We start from the raw sequence: 20,908 nt of genomic DNA, 5'->3' as shown, positions 1-20,908 counted from the left end.
AATGGGATTAGCAGATAAAATGCGTCAAACAATCCTGGCATCACGCCGGAACTATAGTGAGTTATTGGCAACAACTGCCGAGTTGGTTATTGCCCGCGAGGAAAGTTTAGAGGCAGCAACTAAGGCTTTGATCTTCTTACTTAGTAAGGCTTGGACTGTGGAGAAAATGCATCACAAATTTAAGAAGTTTGATATGGCTCGCCGTCATTTTTCTGGAATTTATGGCATTACAGCCCCTAGTTGGAAGATTTTAGTCGATCGCGTTAATGCGATTGAAACGACCTTGATTTATTTCGGGTATGCCTACCGTAGGTGAAAAAAGTACAGATAAATTAAATTTAGTAATGATTCCCCACCTTGCGATGATGAACGGCCGTTAGGGCATCCGGCTTAGAAATTCGCCCCACCGTGATCGTGCTATACACTAACCAGTGATCGTGGGCATCCATCCGACTGATCACCGTGCATTCTAGGTAAGCTAGGGCATCGGCCAAGATGGGACTCCCATTACTGGCAGGATAGGTTTTGACATCGGCAAAGCGATCGCCCCCGGGGGGGAATCGTTTCAGGAAATGGCGCATTAAGAGTTGATAGTTGCCATCCTCTAAAACATTCAGAACAAAGGTATCACCAACATGGAGAAAGGATTCGATCGCCCGATCCTTGGCCACCGCAATAGTAATGCCTAGGGGTTCCAGACTGGCCTGGGCTACCCAGGAGGCCAGCATGGCACTGTTAATGTTTCCCTTCTGGGCAGTAATAATATACAGTCCGCCACTCAACCGTCCCAGGGCCTTATCCAAATCCGTATCTAGGGATTTCATTTGTTTAACGGTGCGATCGCGCAGTAACCACTGCCCCATATCCGTACCGGCTTCCTCTGCCTCCTGCAAAAGGGCATCACTGAGGGTTTCCCCCACCCGAATCACCGGAAAAACGGGGGTTAGACCTAAATCACGGAATTGGTTGATCAGGGGATAGGCCGGCTCTGAATCCATTGCCCCCACTTCAAAAAGCCCAATGGCCTGCTTACTGTGAGCCGCCGCCAACATCGTACTCAAGGCCGCCTGACAAGTACTATCACTGGCGGGCATACCAATAATAATTCCCGCCGCCGCATCCACTAGTTCACGAATATCTTGCAAGTCCACATTTGTGATATCCATGGTTTCCACAACCACGCCGGTTTTACTGGCTCCTCGACTAATGGCCGCCACTAATGGCTCACTGTAGCCGTACTCCCCTTGATAAAAAAGGGCGACGGTAGTAGCAGCTTTGGCCTGTTCTTGACTCCACAGCCGATAGGATTCAATCCAATCGGGAATATGCTCCTGGAGCAGGGGGCCGTGACCGGTGGCAATGAGCTTGGGTTCCGGTAGGTTGGCCATCCGTTTCAGGGCAGATAGGACAGAGCGGGCATTGGGGCCCATCAAACAATCGTAATAAAAGCGAAAATCTGCGGCAATGACATCGGGATCACTATCAAAGGGATCATCGGCACAGTAGTGCATACCAAAAACATCGCAGGTAAAGAGGGTCTCGGTGCCGTGGTCAAAGGTCAAAATCGTATCGGGCCAATGTAAATTTGGAGCCATGATAAATTCGAGGGTGTGGTTCTGGCCTAGGTCTAGGCGATCGCCATTTTTGATTTGTTTGGTTTGAAACGGTTCATGGACTAGGGCGCTGAGAAATTGCAGAGCAACCTTGGAACCCACCACGATCACTTGGGGTGCTTTTGCCAGAACATCCTTTACTAAGCCACTGTGATCCGGCTCGGTATGACTAATGACTAAGTAATCTAGGTCAGCGGGGTCAATTAAGTCCCATAGTTTTTCCAGGTAGCGATCGCCAAATTTTTGATGGGACGTATCGACGAGGGCTGTTTTTTCACCCCGAATTAAAAAGGAGTTATAGGTCGTGCCATTTTCTAGGGCAAACTCAATATCAAATCGCTCCCGATCCCAATCTAGGCAACGGAGAGCCGTGGTATCTGGGGCAACCTCCATCACCTGTAGGGTTAACCGAGCCGAACGAGTTTGGGGTGCAACAACCATCGGCATACCTCCTAGTACAATCTCATGCGCCCAATATTAATATTATGGTGGCACATCCAACATAGTGACATATTCAAGCCGCTGGGCCAGATCGTTCTATCTCCCCTGCCATAAAATTAGGCGCAATAAAATTAGGCACACAGGTTGAGATCGCTATAATAAAACCGATACGGCGCGTGTTTGCCGTCCCCTACGGTTTGCCCATGATCCAACCTGGCTTTCACTACCCTATTTTTGGCCCTGAAATCCGTTGTCCCCACTGTCGGCAGGTGATCCAAGCTCTAACCTTGACAGACACCTACCTCTGTTCTCGCCATGGCCCCTTTGAGGCGGATCCCAAGACCGAGGAACTGGTACATCTGCAATCAGGACGGCTGTGGCGACAATGGCAAGGGGAATGGTATCGCCAACATACCCACCCCGATGGGATTCGCTTTGAAATCCACGATGCCCTCGATCGCCTTTATACCCAAGGCTACCGAGCAACAAAGGTGGTGATTGCCCAACGCTATCAGGAACTATTTACCCACTACCTTGAACGAAATACTCCTTGGCGTGGCCCCTCAGAACCCCATATGTTACGGCTTTTTGGTTTACCCATTGAATTTAGTCCAACGCCGGCAGAGGATCCCCGCTGGGATGTCATTAACTTTGACTTAGCCAAGGAACCGGGAACGCCAATTCGCCCGCCCTACTTTCGCATGTTTGATTAAACTACCACTGGTTGACTGACCAGGGGCATCTCGATTAATTACCTTGCTGCAAATACTCGGAAGCTAAAATTATTAAAATTCAAGAAGAGGTTAATTCTCCTATACATAAGGAGCTAAAAGATTATTGGCTTCTTTTCTTAATCGTTCAATGTAGTCAATGAGTACAGGTTTGACATTATGTCGCTCAGATTCTGTCCCGGATCCAAAAGCTGCCTTAATAGCTTTGTCACAATCTCGTCTAGACACAATAGCATCTTTAACCACTTCAAACCCATAAATCTCGATATTTTTTAGAACTAACTGCTCCAGACACCAGATTCGATGTCTAAGTAATCCTACTTGGGGTAAGTTTACCTGAGCTAGAGCTTTAACTAATCGCTTATCGCCTGTGAACAGTAGGATGTCAGCACCGTTCTCAATAGTCTGGATTGCGTAGGCGGTTAAAATTGCGTCCCCCTTGTCAATACCCTCCGTTTTGGCTAGTTCTGAAAATAGGACTGGATCCGGTGCGTCTTTAATTGAAGATAAACGTTCTGCCAGTGCCAGGATTTGATCATAGTCAATGATCCGATCTACATCAGGCTGACGACTCCTGCCCTTCTGAAACTTTTCCCATTCGCCCCTAAACTTATGCTTTGCTGTGTCTAGGATTCTAATATCTTGGTGATTGATATTAAAGGCCTTAATCGTCTGTTCAAACAGTTGAAAGGTAGCCAGTTTCTTAAGGATGTCATTATCAATGCAGTAGATGCGTATAGGCAACCTTATACTCCAAGTATTTGCTCTAAGTAATCTGCTTGATCATCAGTTAAATTTGACCACTCTATCTGCTTGCATAGGATGCTATTGATCATTTGATCACCCCCTTTAGCACAACCAAGATATTTAGCTAACTCTATAGAGAGTCCCCAGTGATCTGTATTATGCCAACAATAGTTAAATGCTATGGCACAGGGATCAATAGTTGAATCATGTTCCAGTATTTTCTGAATATTACTCTGAAAATTCCTTGCATTTTTGAATTTGCGTGTCCCAAAGTAGTTATCCAACTGATTCACTAATAACTTCACCGCTATTTCGGTACTGGCTATTTCTTCTTGGTCTTCAGAGGCAGGGTCAATCGTGTCATCTACAAGAATGCCCTGGCCTAGTTGAATGTGTCCCAAGGCTAAATGCCCTAGCTCGTGGCTTAAGTTAAAGGCTAGGCGGGCTGGAATGGTTGATTTACCACTAAGAATGATTACAGGCTTAGAGTCTTGCCACTGAATCATACCAGTGATTTTGCGACTTTTATCTGGGTAGTGGTTAAAGTAGGCTACGGCGATCCCGTGTTCCCAGCAGTAGGCTAATAAGCTCTCTAGGGTTACTTGGGGATACTGAGCAAGAATTTCAGCACGGATTTGAGGAGCATTATCGGGAATAGGGCGATACTCAGTCGCTGTTACTTTGGCAACAACTTCGGCCAGCCAGGAAGCAAGTTGATGGGCCATTTCAGGAATATTTTTTTTCCCCTGGAGATGATACTTAAACTTGGTATGGGGCAACGGCTTAAACTGGGGACTTTCGTTCTCAGCGAGGAGGCTTTTTAGATCTAAGTTTAGGCGTTGAGCAATGTGGCCAGCTCCTTCAAGAACGCTTGCAGGATTCTTATTCAGTTCATCGGCCCACCAACTAGGAAGCCCCATCTCTTTAATATATTTTTTAGGAAACCCTAACTGAGCGACTTTACTCAGAATTGCAGACATGGTTAGTGCTTGTGTCATTGGCTTGCCCTCCCTAAAAAAATTTGAGCAAGGATCTGTGTGTGGACTGAGATTCTGAAAAAATTGAATAGTTACTTCCCTTTGTAAAATCAAGAATATTGCAAGGGAGTAGAGTGTTGGGACATTTTGGCTCTAAGAAGCCTGTGAGCCAAAGGACTCCCATTCGGAAGTGTCCTAGTTACGTCTTAATTTGCAATATAACTCTATTCTGGCTGATCTATGGGCCACAATCCACCATGGTTGTTACAAAATCGTGAGGATCAGGCTGGAACTGCCCCTAAATATTCCCACGTCCCAGTTTTAGGTTTGCCAGTCAACCAGAAACAACCTAGCCATGGCGATGTTGATGCCAGACCCAAGCATCCTGAATAATCTGATCTAACTGGCTGTATTGGGGTTGCCAGTCCAGTTCTTTTTGGGCTTTTGCAGAACTGCCCACTAAAATATCTGGATCCCCAGGACGGCGATCGCCATCAATAATATTAATTTCTTTTTGGGTTACCTTTAGGGCTGTATCAAGGACTTCCCGAACCGAAAAGCCATTGCCATTCCCCAAATTAAACACCTCTGAGGGGCCACCATCCAGCAGGTACCTTAAACCCAACACATGGGCCTGAGCCAGATCGCAAACATGAATATAATCCCGAATACAGGTGCCATCGGGGGTATCATAATCCGTACCAAAAACCGTAATGTGGGGGCGTTGGCCTAGGGCAGTCTGGAGCACTAAGGGAATGAGATGGGTTTCAGGGTGATGATCCTCCCCCAATCGTCCCTGGGGATCTGCACCCGCAGCATTAAAGTAGCGAAAGCTCACCGAGCGTAACCCGTAGGCCCGTTCCATATCTTCCAGGATATGTTCCACCATGAGCTTGGACATCCCGTAGGGATTAATGGGTTCACGGGGGTGGGTTTCGGGGATGGGTACTTGGCAAGGAATGCCATAGACTGCGGCCGTAGACGAAAACACAAAACAATCAACCTGGGCCTCAACCATTGCCTGGAGGAGGTTTAAGGAGCCACTGACATTATTGCTATAGTAGCGATCGGGTTGGCTGACAGATTCTCCCACGTTGATATAGGCCGCAAAGTGCATCACCGCCTGAATCGGGAACTGGCTAAATAAATCCTTGAGGAGGGCGCGATCGCGGGTATCACCCACCACGAGCTTTGCGCCGAGAACGCCTTCGACTAATTCCCGATGGCCATGCTCCAAATTGTCGAGAATCACCACACCAAAGCCCGCCTCCTGCAAGGCTAAGACAACGTGGGAACCAATATAGCCCGCACCACCGGCAACTAAAATCAATGGGGTATTCATAGGGGATTGATTAGGGGATCTCCTGTCGAGTCGTTGTGAGCCAGTGAATGATGCGATCGCCCAAACGCTGGTGGCTAAGACGATCAATTTCCCGGATTCCGGTGGGACTTGTCACATTCACTTCCGTTAAATAGCCGCCAATCACATCAATACCCACAAAAAATAGGCCATCTCGCCGCAGGGTGGGTGCTAACTGGGCACAAATCTGGCGATCGCGGTCATTAATGTCTGTCATAGCAACGCGGCCGCCGGTGGCCATATTACCTCGGAATTCATCCCCCGTCGGAATTCGATTCACGGCTCCAATGGGTTCCCCATCCAAGAGAATGATCCGTTTATCCCCATCCTTGGCCGCCGGTAAATATTCCTGGATCATCACCGGTAATGTGCCCCGATCCGTACTAATTTCAATCATGGAATTAAGGTTGCGATCGCCGGCCTGTAGAAACAAAATTCCTTCTCCGGCCTTTCCACCCAGGGGTTTTAGAACGGCCTGACCTTCCCCTTGGACAAACTGACGAATTTGGGCTTTGTTCTGGGAAACAATGGTTTTGGGAATGACCCCTGGGAACTGCAACGCATACATTTTTTCATTAGCTTGGCGTAGTCCTTGGGGAGAATTAATTACCAACGTGGATCGGGGCTCAATATAGTCTAGACAATAGGTGGCATAGAGATAGGCCGTCGTCACTGGCGGGTCTTTACGCATCCAGACCGCTGCAAAATCCTGCAAACAAACGAATTCCGGGGGCCCCACTTGAAACCAATGGGGTTGGGCCTGCCAATGATCGTCAATTAATTCCACAGGATGCAACTGCACTGGCTGCAAATTGCCCCAAGCTTGGCTATTGACCACACTCAAGTCCTGAATACCCCCCACCCAAATCTCATGACCTTGGTGTTGGGCAGCCTCCATGATTGCCACACTCGTATCATGGCCAGGATCGAGGTGTTGAATCGGATCAGTAATAAACGCGATTTTCAAGTTCCGCCCTCAGGCAGAGGTTTGTAGTAGCAGTTCTAGCTTACCCTGAGCATCCAGGCGATGGAGATCATCGCAGCCACCAATCGGTTCATCGTTAATAAAAATTTGTGGTAGGGATCTGCGCCCTTGGGCCCGATCTGCCATTACTTGCCGGGCCGCTTCGTCGCCATCAATATTATATTCCGTAAACTCCACCCCTTTTTGGCTCAAGAGTTGCTTTGCTCGGATGCAAAAGGGACAGAACGTCCATGTATAGATTTCTACATTAGCCATAGGGCTGAATCATAAAACTTAAAGTAAGTATATCGATTAATCATAGTTGGTCTTAGTTAATCTCGGCAAATACCTACCTGAAAAATACTCTGTCGCTTTCCCCCCTGGCCGATCCAGTATTTTGCATGACAAAAAAGAAAAATTCCTAGAAATTGATGGAGTAGTATAGTTTTTGGCTATGTATATATAAAGATTGTCTCGCATTTCTCTGTTTTAGGGTAAGCAGTTGCTCGGAAATGGAGGCGGCTACCAGGTTTTAGGCTGGAATTTATCATCATTGAGAATAATAATACTATCGCCGGACTGAGCTAGGACAAATAATCCCTGGCGGTAGGCATAGAGGGCAACATCGGCGGGAATTACCATGGCGGCAACGGCGGCCATTGCATTCATTTGACGATAACGAGGCATCAGGTCTTTGAATTTGGCTAACCGCTCTAAATGTTCATCCACATCGGTTTGACTGAGTTTGCTTTTCACTTCAATCAAAATCACATCGGTCTCGTTCACCACAAGTAGGTCAATTTCAATGGCTCCTTCCGGTCGGCTAACAGAAATATCGGCATGGAGTTCATGGACATCAATTCCCCGTTCTCGAAAGAGACGGACGGCAGCGGGACGGACTTGCCATTCGACAAATTCGCCGAGGCGGTTACCTAAGTTACCAATTTGTTGATTGACTTGCTGGATTTGGCGATCGGTTTTGCGAGCTTGGTCTTTAAGAATTTGCTCTGTTTCCTGAAAGCGGCGTTCTGCTTCCTGGGATTGCTCCTTGAGAAGCTGCTCTGTTTCTTGAAATCGGCGTTCGGTTTCTTTTTGGGCTTCGGCAAGTTCACCCAGTAAACGCCACACATCATCGGCGGTGGTTGCCATGGTTTCAACCCTAGGGCTTGATCTCTTATCTATCTTCTAGGATACCTCACGGCATTCCTCTACTAGGGCAGACTCGACGGGCACACCATCAATCTCTAAGACTATCTCCTCTCCTTCTTCGAGCAATTGACAGAGGCTTTGCTCTAAGGGCATCTCGTCTTCTTCTTGACCTTGTAAAATGGTGGATAATCCTGAGGGTAAGGGTAAATCTACCGGAGTTAGCACGGATAGTGGATTTTCGGTAGTGGGTGTTTGAGGAGGGGGTGCCTGTGAGGGCTGCGGAGTCACTCCTGGGGTTGTGATGGTTGTTGTTGAGATTGTCGTGACAATGAGGGGTTGGGTTAGACTGGGCGGTGCAAGCGGGGCAATTGGGGCTGCCTCGGAGAAGATAAAGCCATTCCCTGCAAAACTGGGTACCCCTGGATAGGTCAAACCAAATTGCTCAGACCCCGTTAAGCCACCGGGTTGATTTGCCTCTGGACGGGTAGAGTAGACCAACCAACGACCCGAACTAGGTTGGAGGGCATTGGCTCCGGCATTATTAATAAAGTTGTTAGCCGCTACGAGCGTAATATCATCAATGACATTAATCTCTTGATCGAGAATAATATCGCCTCCGGCTTGCAGGAGTACCGCTACTGCATTTTCGATGCCATCGGGATTGACGGTATCAATGGTTAAATCAGTGGTTGTCACCACGCTCAACTCGCCTGTGAAATTCAGATCAGCTCCTAGGGTTTGAATTTCATTGGTGGGATTTTCTAGCAGTACATCCCCTGTGGCTGTAATACCTAGGTTTTGGAGGGTGATGGGTTGGCTTTGGCTCAGTCCGCCCGTGATATTCAGAATCAGGGTATCGGCTGTAATGCCATTGGTGGTGTTAACGGTACTGAGGTCAAGGTCTTGGGTGGTGGTGAAGTTAATGGTTCCGGTCGTATTTGCGGCTAATGCACCAATTTCATTGGCTTGATTGAGAGTAAAATTGCCTGCTCCAAGAAGTTCTAAACCCGTTGCTTGCAATGATGAAACAGCATTTTGAGTGACATTGCCAGGGGAACTGATTTGAATATTACCTGTCGTTTCAAAAGTGACATTATTCAAGGTAATACCATTAGTGAGTGCCGTCAGCGTAATATTCCCGGAAGTCGTCCCGTTGCCGATGAGATTACTGCCATCCTGAGTCCGAATACTATCAGCAGTACCCGAACCTGTCCCTTCATAGGAAATATTGCCAGTCCCGGTAAAGACCTGTGCGCCTAACTGTTGGAAAATGCCATAGTTAAAACCTCCACTGCCCCCGCCAGTACCCGTGAGACTGATATCTCCAGCCCCGCTCGTAATGGTCGTACTTGCCCCAGTTAAATCAATTCCAAGGTTAGTATTTACACCACTACCCCCCTCGCCGGAATAGATAATGTTGCCATTGGCTGTAATGACCCTTGCCCCATTCTGTTGCACAATTCCCCTGTTCAGATTCCCTGTGCCAACTCCCCCGGTACCCGTTAAAGTAATTGAGGCATTGCCGTCGCCCTGAATCAGAGCATTATCTAGCAAAACAACACCATCATTGAAAGAATCGCCATTGCCCGCCTCACCAGTGAGTGAGATATTACCTCCCCCACTCACTTGCCCGTTGACCAAGCGAATGCCAGAATTTGATCCGCCAGTTGTCGCAACTGATGTTCCCGTCAGGTTAATGGTGCCAGTGGTGCTGGTGATATTTGATCCGGTTTCGGAGAGGAAGATGCCAAAATTCTCCAGACCACCAGTGCCCCCCTCGCCGTCATAACTAATGTTGCCACTGGTGGTGCTGACTTGGGCTGCATTTCGCTGAGAAATGCCGTAGTTCTTGGTTCCAGTTCCGCCGCTGTTTCCGGTCAGCGAGATTGTGCCGTTATCACTGCTAATTTGTGTATTGGTTCCGTCTAGATAAATTCCATAGTTGTCATTTGTCCCATTGCCACCCGCTCCGGTGTAGGTAATGTTGCCACTGGTAGTATTAACTTGAGCACCAGTGTGTTGATAAATGCCGTAGTTATCAGAGGTACTGCCTTGGGCAGTTCCAGTAAAGCTAATGGCACCACTACCGCTCTGTACCAGAGTGTTTGCCTGGGCCAGGTGAATCCCATGATTGCCAACTACCGAGTTACCGCCAGTGCCATCACCCCCAGTTCCGGCATAGGTAATATTGCCAGCCCCACTAATGACTTGAGCGCCATTGACTTGATAAATACCAAAGTTTTGTTGCTGGCTCCCTTGACCAAATCCAGTTAGAGAAATTGCCCCATCCACAGTAGTAATTCGCGCTGCTGAACCGATTACATAGGTTCCAATATTCCCGCTGGTGCCGTTTGCACCCGTTCCCATATAAGTGATCGTGCCATTATTGGTGGTGGTGACTTGGGCTTCAGATTGAAAGATACCAAAGTTAAATGTTGTCGTCCCTTGGCCTATGCCAGTAAGGGAAATGTTGCCCCCCAAGGTACTGCGGACGGTTGTATTCGCTCCACTTAGATAAATACCATAGTTATCATTTGTCCCATTGCCGCCTGTTCCGTCATAAGTGATGTTGCCGGTACCTGTTGTACTCACTTGGGCATCTTCTTCTTGAAAAATGCCGTGGTTATTGGTGCCGCTGCCTTGTCCGGTTCCGGTTAGCGAGATTGCGCCATTATCACTGCGAATTTGTGTATTGGTTCCGTCTAGATAAATTCCATAGTTGTCATTTGTGCCATTGCCGCCTGTGCCTGAATAGATAATGTTGCCATTAGCTGTAATGACCCTTGCCCCATTCTGTTGCACAATTCCCCTGTTCAGATTCCCTGTGCCCAGTCCCCCTGTACCGGATAAAGTAACTGAGGCATTGCCGTCGCCCTGAATTAGAGCATTATCTAGAAGGACAACACCATCATTGAAAGAATCGCCATTGCCACCCGTACCGGTGAGTGAGATATTACCTCCCCCACTCACTTGCCCGTTGACCAAGCGAATGCCAGAATTTGATCCCCCAGTTGTCGCAACTGATGTTCCTGTCAGGTTAATGATGCCAGTGGTGCTGGTGATGCTTGATCCGGTTCCAGAGAGAAATATGCCAAAATTCTCCAGACCACCGGTGCCGCCCTCGCCGTCATAACTAATGTTGCCACTGGTGGTGCTGACTTGGGCTGCATTTTGCTGAGAAATGCCGTAGTTATTACTACCACTGTCAAATCCTTGTCCCCGTAAACTAATGTCACCTGCTCCAGCGGTCAGGTTTGCCCCATTCAGTTCAATGCCAACATTATTTGTGGATGTTCCTACGGCTGCTGTGGTTGATGGGTCTGCCCCACCACCCAAGGTAATGTTGCCACCGTTGCTGGTAATTGTGGTTCCAGTGAGGTTAATTGCCCCGCCATTGGTTTCATCTCGATCGCTATTGAGAGTAATGGCTTGGTTTTGAGTCGTAATGCTGCTACCAGAGTTGCCAAAAATACTTTCCCCGGCCTGTAACGTAATGGGGCCTGCGGTTGAACTCATCGGGGTGTTGCTGGCTAGGGTGATGTTGCCGGAAATGGCCTGGAGATCGATGGTGTTGCCACTGCTGAGGCCGACTGTGTTGACCGTTCCGACTGTAAAACTGTTGGCATCGGTAAAGCTAATAGCACCAGTGGTATTCCCCGCTAGGGTAGTGATGTTATTGGTCTCACTATTGAGGGTAAAGTTACCGGCTCCTAAGAGTTCTAAACCAGAGGCAAGTAATGAACTATTGGACTGGGTAACATTGCCAGGGGAATTGATTTGAATATCACCCGTTGTTTCAAGAGTGACATCATTCAAGGTAATGCCATTAGTGAGTGCCGTCAGCGTAATATTCCCGGAAGTCGTCCCGTTGCCGATGAGATTACTGCCATCCTGAGTCCGAATACTATCAGCAGTACCCGAACCTGTCCCTTCATAGGAAATATTGCCAGTCCCGGTAAAGACCTGTGCGCCTAACTGTTGGAAAATGCCATAGTTAAAACCTCCACTGCCCCCGCCAGTACCCGTGAGACTGATATCTCCAGCCCCGCTTGTAATGGTCGTACTTGCCCCAGTTAAATCAATTCCAAGGTTAGTATTTACACCACTACCCCCCTCGCCGGAATAGATAATGTTGCCATTGGCTGTAATGACCCTTGCCCCATTCTGTTGCACAATTCCCCTGTTCAGATTCCCTGTGCCCAGTCCCCCGGTACCCGTTAAAGTAATTGAGGCATTGCCGTCGCCCTGAACCAGAGTATTGTCTAGCAGTACAATCCCATCATTAAAAGAATCGCCATTGCCACCCGTACCAGTGAGTGAGATATTACCTCCCCCACTCACTTGCCCGTTGACCAAGCGAATGCCAGAATTTGATCCGCCCGTGGTCGCAACGGATGTTCCCATCAGGTTAATGGTGCCAGTGGTGCTGGTGGTACTTGATCCGGTTCCGGAGAGGAATATGCCAAAATTCTCTTGACCACCGGTGCCCCCCTCGCCGGAATAGGTAATGTTGCCACTGGTGGTGCTGACTTGAGCGCCAGCGTGTTGATAAATGCCGTAGTTATTACTGCCTGAGTTAAAGCCTTGTCCTTGCAGGCTGATGCTTCCTGCTCCAGCATTCAGGTTTGCGCCATTGAGTTCAATGCCAATGTTATTCGCGGCTGTTCCTATGGCTGCTGTGGTTGATGGATCTGCTCCACCCCCCAGGGTAATGTTGCCGCCATTGCTGGTAATGTTTGTGCCGATTAACTGAATTGCTCCGCCATTGGTGGCATCTCGATCGCTATTGAGGGTAATGGCCTGGTTTTGGGTCGTAATACTGCTGCCAGAGTTGCCAATAATACTTTCCCCGGCCTGTAAGGTAATGGTGCCTGCTTCCGTACCTGTTCCAGTGGATAGGTTGCCGTTGAGATTGATTGTGCCTGTACCTGTGGGTGTGCGAATTAATACATTGTCCTGAAATGCCGCCGTCCGAATATCAACATTGCCGCTGCCGGTTGCGCTACCAATCGTGATTTGACTAAATCCATTCCCTAAGCGGCCAATTTCGTCAGTATCCAGGCGAAGGGTTCCCGCTGCCCCAGTGCCAATACCAATACTTTCTGTTGGGGTAAGGGGTTGAATGAGGAGTTGACCTGTACTGCCGATCGTGCCGGATGTCAGGGCTATTTGATCGGTCGTGATCGTGATATTGCCGTTATTTGCTCCGACCCCAGAGGTTACACTATTTAATGTGAAAACACCGCCCACTTCAATGTTGATCGGAGCGTTGCCACCATTACTGTTGAGGAGGGAACCACTATCGACAATACTAAAATTTCTGCCCGTGGTCACTTCAATACCGCCACTACCATCAGCTTGAGCAAAGGTTTGGTTAGCAATGACAAGATCTTGCCCTGCGTTAAGAACTAGCTTTTGACCACGGGTATCCCCAAAGTTAGATGCTGTACCCAAGAAAATGTCATTAGCGGCATCCAAAGTGGTTATTCCCCCTGTACTCTGAATGCTATTGATCCCCGCTTGCACTGTGATATTGCCGGTACCCAAGGCAGAGAGAGTAATATTTCCTGCAGACTGGATGCCTGTGGTGCTGTTAACGGTTCCCACGGTGAAGCTATTGGCATCGGTGAAACTAATGGCACCAGTAGTATTTCCAGCCAGGGTATTGATGTCGTTACTGGTATTCGTCAGGGTAAAGGTACCAGCTCCTAAAAGTTCTAAACCATTGGCGGTAATCACTCCTGCTCCATTTTGAGTGACACTTCCCCCGGACTGTAACGTTAGATTGCCGTTGGCACCCAGGGAAATTGGAGAATTAATTTCAATATTGTTGGCAGCTTCCAGAAGCAATGTGGCATTTCCACCCATTGTTTTGCTAATGGGAGCATTGACCCTAATATTCCCTGCTTGTGCACCAGGGGATCCGGTGAGTCCGGTGGTAATGGTGACACTCGTTCCGCCATTGAGCGATGCATTGATGGTGGTATTCAGAACCGTGGCATTGTCGGCATTAGGAGTAAAAATATTAGGACTGCCACTATTGAAACTGCCCCCAGCTGTACTGTCGCTGATTGTGACATTGAAAGGATCAAGTAACCATACCCCCGGATTTCCTAATGGTGCACTAGCATCGACACGACCTGTTGCGTGGAGAACTTCTCGTCCAGAGGTTTCCACAAACCCACCATCACCGCCTAAGGCTCCCCCACGGGCTGAGATCATTCCCTGAAACACCGTACTGTTATCCGCCCAATTAATGACTGTCCCACCGTTACCCTGAGTCACCGCATCCGCATTCATGACGGTGTTGCTGTCTACAAACAAATTCTGGGCATTGAAACTACTATCTAGGCGACCTGTGCCTGCACTACCCCCCAGGTAATCCCCACCTCCCAAGATTGTGCCACCACCCGTTTCGCCATCGGCTCTCAATTGGGCATTAAGCATTGCCACATTTTGACCCAGGACATTGATCTGTCCCCCTAATCCCTCGGGATTCGAGACATCAAAGGTGCCACTGGCAACCGCCGTTGCTCCCTCCACTGGCACATTCACCCTATTGGGGTCATGCACCAAACTAATCGAGCCATCGGCATTGTGTACCACACTATTCACCCGTGGACGATCTTCTCCTCCCGTAATCAATCGGGGTAAATCCACCGCTTCAATCACCCCATCTTCAGGAATCCGATCCGCTGGAATCTCTAAACTAAGGATCATTCCCTCCTGGGAAATTCGTACCATGCCCGTTTCTGGTACTGCCTGAATCGTGATCGTTCCCCCCGGTGCCGAAAGGGTTCCTGTATTGAACACCTGATGACCCATCAACGTTAAATTCTGCCCTGGGCTAACGGCTAAATTCCCTTCATTGACAATAATTCCCGTACTTAAAAACTCAAACCCGGTGGGGTTTCCCACTAGGTTGGCGTAGTCATTAAACCCATTAATGTCAAAAATACCGCCGTCAAAATGCACCCGTTGGGCGGTGGAGGCATGGAACGCTGCTGGTACGTTTAGCTGGGCATTGGGGCCAAAAACAATTCCCGCCGGATTAAGGAGATAGAGGTTGCTGTTGCCTCCCATTACCTGGATGAGTCCATTGATATAGCTGACATCGCCACCATTCACGCCCGCCAGGATATTTTGAACCTTGGAATTGGATAAAAAATTAGCAATCTGACCCTCGTTCAAGCCAAATTTCTGGAATAGGTGAAATAGATTCTGCCCATCCCTGGAAAAGGCACCGCCACCAATGTCAAATTGCTGTCCATTTACTGTAACGACTGTACCTGTGCCCCCAACGGCTGGTGTAATCTGGGCTAGGGCAGGGGAGGGAAGAAGACAACCTAATACGGCAACAGGAGTGAACCACTGACGGATTGTTTTTAGCATTTCCTTAGCAAGAAATGGGAATACCCTCAAACATAGCGATGGAATCCCTGGCTGTCAAGGATTTTTTACATTTCTTTTGGTTAATATTGATGGTTTATTAACTTACTCCCTGAAACCACTGTTCTAGGTCATTCATGGCACTGAAATCTAGCAGGGCTTCCCCCAAGGATTCCAATTGATCGAGGGATAGATGATTAATTTGGGTCGCGAAAGATTCAGGGATGGGCCCCACTCGACGAGTGAGTTGACGCAGGATGAGGGTACAGGCTTCCTCCCGTTGACCTTCTTGCCGTCCCTCTTGTCGTCCTTCTTGTCGTCCTTTGCGTTCCCCTTCCTGAAGAATCTCTTGATAAATCACTGATTCCCGCATCATTCCCTCCCGAAAAATGCTTTGAATAAGCTCCTTACTGTACTGTAACCCAGCCAGTAGTTGGACGACGGTACTCAGTTCTTGCCGAGTCTGCTCAGATTCAATCTGGCTAATTTGATTAGCTACGGTCTGCAATAGAACTTCTTCGTTTTCGGTTTTTCCAAGAACCGCAAAGGGTAATAAGGCAGGAATCTGAAAAAATTGGTTGGGTTCTTCTTCCCAGAGTTTAACCACTCGGTAGCGATGAATGGTGCTTGGCAACTCGAACACATTGGGCACATGCACTTTTGTCCGTCTTAGCAAGATCAAAACTTGGACAATTTCACAGTGATAGGTGCGATAGATTCTTAGCCAATAGTCGAGCATCCGCAAAGGCAGGGTTGGTTCTGGCTCAACCTGAAACTCTAAATGGAGAATACAGTTTTGGGTTTGTACCAAGGTTACGGAATCCGCTCGAATGGGTTCGAGATTCAGTTCGGTTTTCAGGATGGATACATCTTCTGAGGAATCCTTGATGAGCCACTGGGTAAAGGCGGTGGGATATTTTTCGGCTAGGTATTTACAGAGATTGTCACGCATTTTCCTAGCTTATCGGTAACTCGACCAAGCGATCGCGGCCGTCATCTAGTGTTATCCGTGAAAGTAGCTTTTTAAGTAAGTTAAGTATTCTATAAGTATTTTTGGGGTGGTTCCCCTTCGGATGATAATGCAAGAAGACCCGCACAGGAATGTTCTCCTATGGCTGATGTAACGATTGAATCCATTCTTCAGGAAAACCGCTCATTTAAGCCCGATGCCGCATTTGTGGAGACGGCACAAATCAATTCCTTGGCAGCCTACGAGGAACTCTACAGCAAAGCCCAGGCAGACCCACAGACCTTTTGGGCCGAATTAGCCACCCAGGAGTTGGATTGGTTTCAGCATTGGGATCAGGTTTTAGATTGGCAGCCGCCCTTTGCGAAATGGTTTGTCAATGGCAAAATCAATATTTCCTACAACTGCTTAGATCGGCATCTCACCACCTGGCGCAAAAACAAAGCGGCCCTGATCTGGGAAGGGGAGCCGGGGGATAGTCGTACCCTTACCTACGCCCAACTCTATCGAGAGGTTTGCCAATTTGCCAATGTTCTCAAGCAATTGGGGGTGAAAAAAGGAGATTTGGTCGGGGTCTATATGCCGATGATCCCGGAAGCGGCGATCGCCATGTTGGCCTGTGCCCGCATTGGAGCCGCCCATTCCGTTGTTTTTGGTGGATTTAGTGCCGAAGCCCTGCGCGATCGCCTCATTGATGCCCAGGCCAAGCTGGTAATTACGGCGGATGGGGGCTGGCGCAAAGATGCCATCGTCCCCCTCAAAGAACAGGTGGACAAAGCCTTAGCCAATCAGGCAGTGCCTTCCGTGGAAAATGTCCTCGTTGTCAAGCGCACCCAGCAGGATATTGCCATGGAGCCGGGTCGAGATCACTGGTGGCATGAGTTGCAAAAAACCGCATCGGCGGACTGTCCTGCAGAACCCATGGACAGCGAAGATATGCTCTTTGTCCTTTATACCTCTGGTTCTACCGGCAAACCCAAGGGTGTGGTTCATACCACCGGCGGCTATAACCTCTATACCCATGTCACGACAAAATGGGTGTTTGACCTCCAGGATACGGATGTGTACTGGTGTACCGCCGATGTGGGTTGGATTACCGGCCATAGCTATATCGTTTATGGCCCCCTCTCCAATGGAGCCACCACCCTCATGTATGAGGGGGCCCCCCGTGCCTCCAATCCGGGCTGCTTTTGGGATGTGATTGAAAAGTACGGAGTCACAATTTTTTACACGGCTCCCACGGCCATTCGCGCCTTTATCAAAATGGGGGAACACCTGCCCAAAGCCCGGAATCTTTCGTCCCTGCGTCTTTTAGGAACGGTGGGGGAACCCATTAATCCGGAAGCTTGGATGTGGTACTACCGCGTCATCGGTGGCGATCGCTGTCCGATTGTGGATACCTGGTGGCAAACGGAAACGGGCGGTCACATGATCACATCCCTGCCAGGGGCCATTCCCATGAAACCCGGTTCTGCCACACGGCCCTTCCCTGGAATTTTGGCGGATATTGTGGATTTAGAGGGTAATCCTGTCCCGGCCAATCAGGGGGGCTATTTAGTCGTACGTCACCCCTGGCCCGGCATGATGCGAACGGTGTATGGAGATGCGGAACGCTTCCGCCGCACCTACTGGGAACATATTCCCCCCAAGGATGGGCAATATCTATATTTTGCCGGAGATGGGGCCCGCAAGGATGAGGACGGCTATTTCTGGGTGATGGGCCGGGTGGATGACGTGATCAGTGTGTCTGGGCATCGCTTGGGAACCATGGAAATTGAATCGGCATTGGTGTCCCATCCAGCCGTTGCTGAAGCTGCCGTAGTTGGCAAGCCGGATGCTCTCAAGGGCGAAGAAATTGTTGCCTTTATTACCCTAGATAGTGAAGCTAAGGCCAGCGAAACCCTAGCAAAAGAACTGAAGCAACACGTCGTTTCTGAAATTGGGGCCCTAGCCCGACCGGGAGAGATTCGTTTTAGTGATGCCCTGCCCAAAACTCGATCTGGTAAGATTATGCGTCGCCTGTTGCGATCGCTCGCCTCCGGTGAAGAAGTTTCGGGAGATACCTCAACTCTGGAAGATCGCTCGGTGCTGGATAAATTACGTCAAGGGAATTAATTTTTCATTACTGATAGAAATAAGAAAAAAGTTCGGTTTCTGGAATGTAGCGGCAAGCCTGTCTATAGATTGAGCGACAAGTTCCCGTGTCTAGCTGACGATGAATAGGAACGGTGAGCGTTTCTTTGTGCGCTGTACTGACTCGGCGTAGTTTGACGTGGCTTCCTCGTTGACTGTAGACCTGAAAGCCAAATTGCTCCAGAATGTCAACAACTTCAGCACCTGAAAGACGTTTAAGCCTCGGCATAGCTGGGCTGCAATTCAAAAGTTACCAAAACTGAAGGATCATCGACTAAGCCAAACTCTGCTAGATCTTCACCCTCCAGATGGAGCGCAATGGCTTCTTGCAGGTTTTTGACGACCTCATCTAGGGTTTCGCCTTGGGTTACAACTGATATTTCTAAACATTCAGCGATATAACCGCTTTGATCTCCTAGATGAATGAACGATTTAATGGTGCGTTGAAGTTGCATGATCTCTCCTTAGAAATTACAGATTTACCATGATCGAGGTCTGCCCTTTAACCAGGCAAACACATCATTCACAGTGAGCACCAATGCTAAACCCGGTAACACAGGCAGCACCTCATCACCCACCAATTCAGTCGGTGCTTGCTCTGGGTGAAACACCAAAATTACCCGCTCTTCTGGATCAATCAACCAACCCAATAGGGAACCATGCTTCATGCAGTGCAAAATATTACGAATTACCTTAGTTGTTGTTTGATCTGGCGAAAGGATTTCCACCGTCCAGTCTGGATGTGTCTCAAAGGCATTAGCGACTTCACCATCGGCATCAAATGGAATGCGTTCCCAGCAAAACACAGCGGCATCAGGCACGATCGACCGCCCTGCAAATGTACACCGCAGTTCCGGGAATGCCATCGCGATCTGAGCGGACTCGGCAGACTCATTAACCTGATCACAAAATCGAAGTTGCAGACGGGAGTGCTTTCCCTGGGGCATCGGTTTTTGCTCCACTCGACCGTCAATAAATTCGCTGGCTGGTGTTGTTTCTGGTTGTTTCAGAAAGGCTTCAAGGGTGAGGATGGCTGGTTTGATAACACCTGTCATGGGCGATCGCCTCCTATTCAATCAATCGCAGCTTGGCTTGGGGCAGATCATACCCACAGGCGAATATTCTCCTATGCTACTACGCAGCAAAAAGAGGGCTTCCCGGAATCTTAACTTTGCCCACGGTAATGAAACATTTTTGTCATCATCCGATTGACATAGGCCTGGCCATAGATTGTTTTCGGCTCATTGGGTCGGGTTAGATGATCATCCTTGGAGGTAGTAGTGATCTCTGACGGCGGCGGATGGCTATCCCCAGAACCGATCTCAGCAAGACCCACTTGAGCAGGTGTCGGTATCTCGGTTGGATTAACTTCTTTAACCTGATCGGGAGGGGTATGAGATGAATTGGTCTGGTGCGGTTGGTTGATCGGTGGAGAGAAAGACTCCGTACTACTTTCTGGCACAGACTGTTCTTGGGAAAGCCATGGATCAGTGGTTTGGTTGGGAATCGTTTCAGTTTTATGGCTATAAACGTATGTTTCACTAGTGGCACTTATTTTTTGAGTCGGTGCTGCCTCAGTCGGTTTTGGTTGGGCTGGTGCTGGGCGGCTGGTATCCCCGATTAAAGACCCCGGCGATATGACGGCCCCAGGGGCGATCGCCCCGGCTAAAATCGTTGTCCCTGCACCAATACAGGCCTGATACCCCACCGTGGTAGACCCCATAATTAGCACCCCAGCCCCCAGATTGGCCCCTTCTCCAATCTCTAAACACCCATCGCGTCCATGGAGAATACAACCCATACCAATACACACCCCAGGGCCAATGCGAATGCGACTCCCTTCCTCTGCCCAAAGGAGAACCCCAGCCCCCAGAACCGCTTGAGGATGAACAATAACATCACCAATCATGCGCGTTTCTGGATAAGCCGGGAGAGAAAGGGGAGGCAAATACATTAGGAGCCTTGCGGCAATGCCAGAAAAAGGGAGTTATTTATGGGCTTGCTGAAGCATGATTTCGGCAACCCGCCGTTTCGCCGTCGGATCAATCCCAATCAAGCGCACGTATTCCCCAGGGTATTCCTGTAAACAGGCCTCAACAGCGGCGATCGCCTCCGGTTCACGGGTGACCTGAAGCTGCGGCCCACTCTGCCAAGACCCCGTCCGATAACGACGGGCATCCACATGTTCAATGCCTAAGCGAAACCCGCTCTGTAGAAGCTGACGCACCTGATTCACCACATCCCCACTCAAACGACTCGAACTGGAGTGGGAACGGCTAGAGGAACTAGAGCTAGATTTGGCCGATGGGGTGGGAGCAAATCCCTTACCCCGCGTACTGGAGCCATTATTACTGCCCTTGCCATTGGGCCGCTGAATAATGGTTTCCATCAACCGCTTTTTCAGTTTTGGATCTACACCCACAAGGCGAACATAATC

At 49.0% G+C, this 20,908-nt stretch carries 17 protein-coding genes; 3 read left to right on the top strand and 14 right to left on the bottom strand.

The genetic code is table 11. From position 1 onward, the window contains the following. The first annotated feature begins 1 nt into the window (after position 1). Positions 2-316 (top strand): hypothetical protein, encoded by a 315-nt coding sequence (locus L3556_RS13535; RefSeq protein WP_277867873.1) that lies wholly within the window; start codon positions 2-4, stop codon positions 314-316. 22 nt (positions 317-338) lie between these two features. Here L3556_RS13535 and L3556_RS13530 read toward each other — a convergent pair whose 3' ends face one another. Then, positions 339-2,054, bottom strand: a complete 1,716-nt coding sequence (locus tag L3556_RS13530; RefSeq protein WP_277867872.1) for a diflavin flavoprotein — start codon at positions 2,052-2,054, stop codon at positions 339-341. Between the two features lie 203 nt (positions 2,055-2,257). Here L3556_RS13530 and L3556_RS13525 point away from each other — a divergent pair, with 203 nt between their 5' ends. After that, a complete protein-coding gene (locus L3556_RS13525) occupies positions 2,258-2,767 on the top strand; it encodes a TIGR02652 family protein (protein WP_277867871.1) in 510 nt (169 codons plus the stop codon). A gap of 99 nt (positions 2,768-2,866) precedes the next feature. Here L3556_RS13525 and L3556_RS13520 read toward each other — a convergent pair whose 3' ends face one another. From L3556_RS13520 to L3556_RS13485, 8 genes are all read right to left on the bottom strand, one after another. Continuing rightward, entirely contained in the window at positions 2,867-3,529 is a 663-nt protein-coding gene (locus L3556_RS13520) for a hypothetical protein (protein ID WP_277867870.1), read from the bottom strand. 2 nt (positions 3,530-3,531) lie between these two features. Continuing rightward, entirely contained in the window at positions 3,532-4,623 is a 1,092-nt protein-coding gene (locus L3556_RS13515) for an ImmA/IrrE family metallo-endopeptidase (RefSeq protein ID WP_277867869.1), read from the bottom strand. A 235-nt stretch (positions 4,624-4,858) separates the two neighbouring features. Further along, positions 4,859-5,851, bottom strand: coding sequence for a UDP-glucose 4-epimerase GalE (gene galE / locus L3556_RS13510; RefSeq protein ID WP_277867868.1), 993 nt, complete (start codon positions 5,849-5,851; stop codon positions 4,859-4,861). Between the two features lie 10 nt (positions 5,852-5,861). Next, positions 5,862-6,836 carry a glutathione synthase gene (gshB, locus tag L3556_RS13505; protein ID WP_277867867.1) on the bottom strand — a complete coding sequence of 325 codons (975 nt, stop codon included), beginning with the start codon at positions 6,834-6,836 and terminating at the stop codon, positions 5,862-5,864. Positions 6,837-6,845: 9 nt separating this feature from the next. Further along, complete coding sequence (grxC, locus tag L3556_RS13500; RefSeq protein ID WP_277867866.1) at positions 6,846-7,109, bottom strand: glutaredoxin 3; 264 nt, start codon at positions 7,107-7,109, stop codon at positions 6,846-6,848. A 246-nt stretch (positions 7,110-7,355) separates the two neighbouring features. Continuing rightward, positions 7,356-7,982, bottom strand: a complete 627-nt coding sequence (locus L3556_RS13495; RefSeq protein ID WP_277867865.1) for a DUF3782 domain-containing protein — start codon at positions 7,980-7,982, stop codon at positions 7,356-7,358. Between the two features lie 36 nt (positions 7,983-8,018). Next, positions 8,019-15,374 (bottom strand): filamentous hemagglutinin N-terminal domain-containing protein, encoded by a 7,356-nt coding sequence (locus tag L3556_RS13490; protein WP_277867864.1) that lies wholly within the window; start codon positions 15,372-15,374, stop codon positions 8,019-8,021. 97 nt (positions 15,375-15,471) lie between these two features. Further along, complete coding sequence (locus tag L3556_RS13485) at positions 15,472-16,323, bottom strand: Rpn family recombination-promoting nuclease/putative transposase (RefSeq protein ID WP_277867863.1); 852 nt, start codon at positions 16,321-16,323, stop codon at positions 15,472-15,474. 159 nt (positions 16,324-16,482) lie between these two features. Here L3556_RS13485 and acs point away from each other — a divergent pair, with 159 nt between their 5' ends. After that, on the top strand, positions 16,483-18,453 hold the full coding sequence (gene acs / locus L3556_RS13480) for an acetate--CoA ligase (protein WP_277867862.1): 1,971 nt from the start codon (positions 16,483-16,485) through the stop codon (positions 18,451-18,453). Between the two features lie 7 nt (positions 18,454-18,460). Here acs and L3556_RS13475 read toward each other — a convergent pair whose 3' ends face one another. The 5 genes from L3556_RS13475 to L3556_RS13455 form a co-directional block, all read right to left on the bottom strand. Beyond that, positions 18,461-18,700: a type II toxin-antitoxin system HicA family toxin gene (locus L3556_RS13475; RefSeq protein ID WP_277867861.1), complete on the bottom strand. Its 240-nt coding sequence runs from the start codon at positions 18,698-18,700 to the stop codon at positions 18,461-18,463. Then, positions 18,687-18,926: a type II toxin-antitoxin system HicB family antitoxin gene (locus L3556_RS13470; RefSeq protein ID WP_277867860.1), complete on the bottom strand. Its 240-nt coding sequence runs from the start codon at positions 18,924-18,926 to the stop codon at positions 18,687-18,689. The genes L3556_RS13475 and L3556_RS13470 overlap by 14 nt, the downstream gene beginning before the upstream one ends. Positions 18,927-18,950: 24 nt before the next feature. Continuing rightward, complete coding sequence (locus L3556_RS13465; RefSeq protein ID WP_277867859.1) at positions 18,951-19,526, bottom strand: Uma2 family endonuclease; 576 nt, start codon at positions 19,524-19,526, stop codon at positions 18,951-18,953. A gap of 110 nt (positions 19,527-19,636) precedes the next feature. After that, positions 19,637-20,380, bottom strand: a complete 744-nt coding sequence (locus tag L3556_RS13460) for a beta-carboxysome scaffolding protein CcmN (RefSeq protein ID WP_277867858.1) — start codon at positions 20,378-20,380, stop codon at positions 19,637-19,639. A 78-nt stretch (positions 20,381-20,458) separates the two neighbouring features. Continuing rightward, positions 20,459-20,908 (bottom strand): RuBisCO small subunit-like domain-containing protein (locus tag L3556_RS13455; RefSeq protein WP_277867857.1); only part of this gene is annotated, 450 nt, incomplete at its 5' end.

This window comes from Candidatus Synechococcus calcipolaris G9 (genome assembly GCF_029582805.1).
GTDB classification, from domain to species: Bacteria; Cyanobacteriota; Cyanobacteriia; order Thermosynechococcales; family Thermosynechococcaceae; genus Synechococcus_F; species Synechococcus_F calcipolaris.
The sequence above is the reverse complement of the archived record's forward strand: the minus strand, read 5'-3'. Positions and strand labels throughout refer to the sequence as shown.

What these genes read in the sequence shown, in the direction of transcription:
- grxC (WP_277867866.1), bottom strand. Translation starts at nt 7,109, where the DNA reads ATGGCTAATGTAGAAATCTATACATGGACGTTCTGTCCCTTTTGCATC.
- L3556_RS13495 (WP_277867865.1), bottom strand. Translation starts at nt 7,982, where the DNA reads ATGGCAACCACCGCCGATGATGTGTGGCGTTTACTGGGTGAACTTGCC.
- L3556_RS13525 (WP_277867871.1), top strand. Translation starts at nt 2,258, where the DNA reads ATGATCCAACCTGGCTTTCACTACCCTATTTTTGGCCCTGAAATCCGT.
- L3556_RS13490 (WP_277867864.1), bottom strand. Translation starts at nt 15,374, where the DNA reads ATGCTAAAAACAATCCGTCAGTGGTTCACTCCTGTTGCCGTATTAGGT.
- L3556_RS13535 (WP_277867873.1), top strand. Translation starts at nt 2, where the DNA reads ATGGGATTAGCAGATAAAATGCGTCAAACAATCCTGGCATCACGCCGG.
- L3556_RS13465 (WP_277867859.1), bottom strand. Translation starts at nt 19,526, where the DNA reads ATGACAGGTGTTATCAAACCAGCCATCCTCACCCTTGAAGCCTTTCTG.
- galE (WP_277867868.1), bottom strand. Translation starts at nt 5,851, where the DNA reads ATGAATACCCCATTGATTTTAGTTGCCGGTGGTGCGGGCTATATTGGT.
- L3556_RS13485 (WP_277867863.1), bottom strand. Translation starts at nt 16,323, where the DNA reads ATGCGTGACAATCTCTGTAAATACCTAGCCGAAAAATATCCCACCGCC.
- L3556_RS13470 (WP_277867860.1), bottom strand. Translation starts at nt 18,926, where the DNA reads ATGCAACTTCAACGCACCATTAAATCGTTCATTCATCTAGGAGATCAA.
- L3556_RS13460 (WP_277867858.1), bottom strand. Translation starts at nt 20,380, where the DNA reads ATGATTGGTGATGTTATTGTTCATCCTCAAGCGGTTCTGGGGGCTGGG.
- L3556_RS13530 (WP_277867872.1), bottom strand. Translation starts at nt 2,054, where the DNA reads ATGGTTGTTGCACCCCAAACTCGTTCGGCTCGGTTAACCCTACAGGTG.
- acs (WP_277867862.1), top strand. Translation starts at nt 16,483, where the DNA reads ATGGCTGATGTAACGATTGAATCCATTCTTCAGGAAAACCGCTCATTT.
- L3556_RS13475 (WP_277867861.1), bottom strand. Translation starts at nt 18,700, where the DNA reads ATGCCGAGGCTTAAACGTCTTTCAGGTGCTGAAGTTGTTGACATTCTG.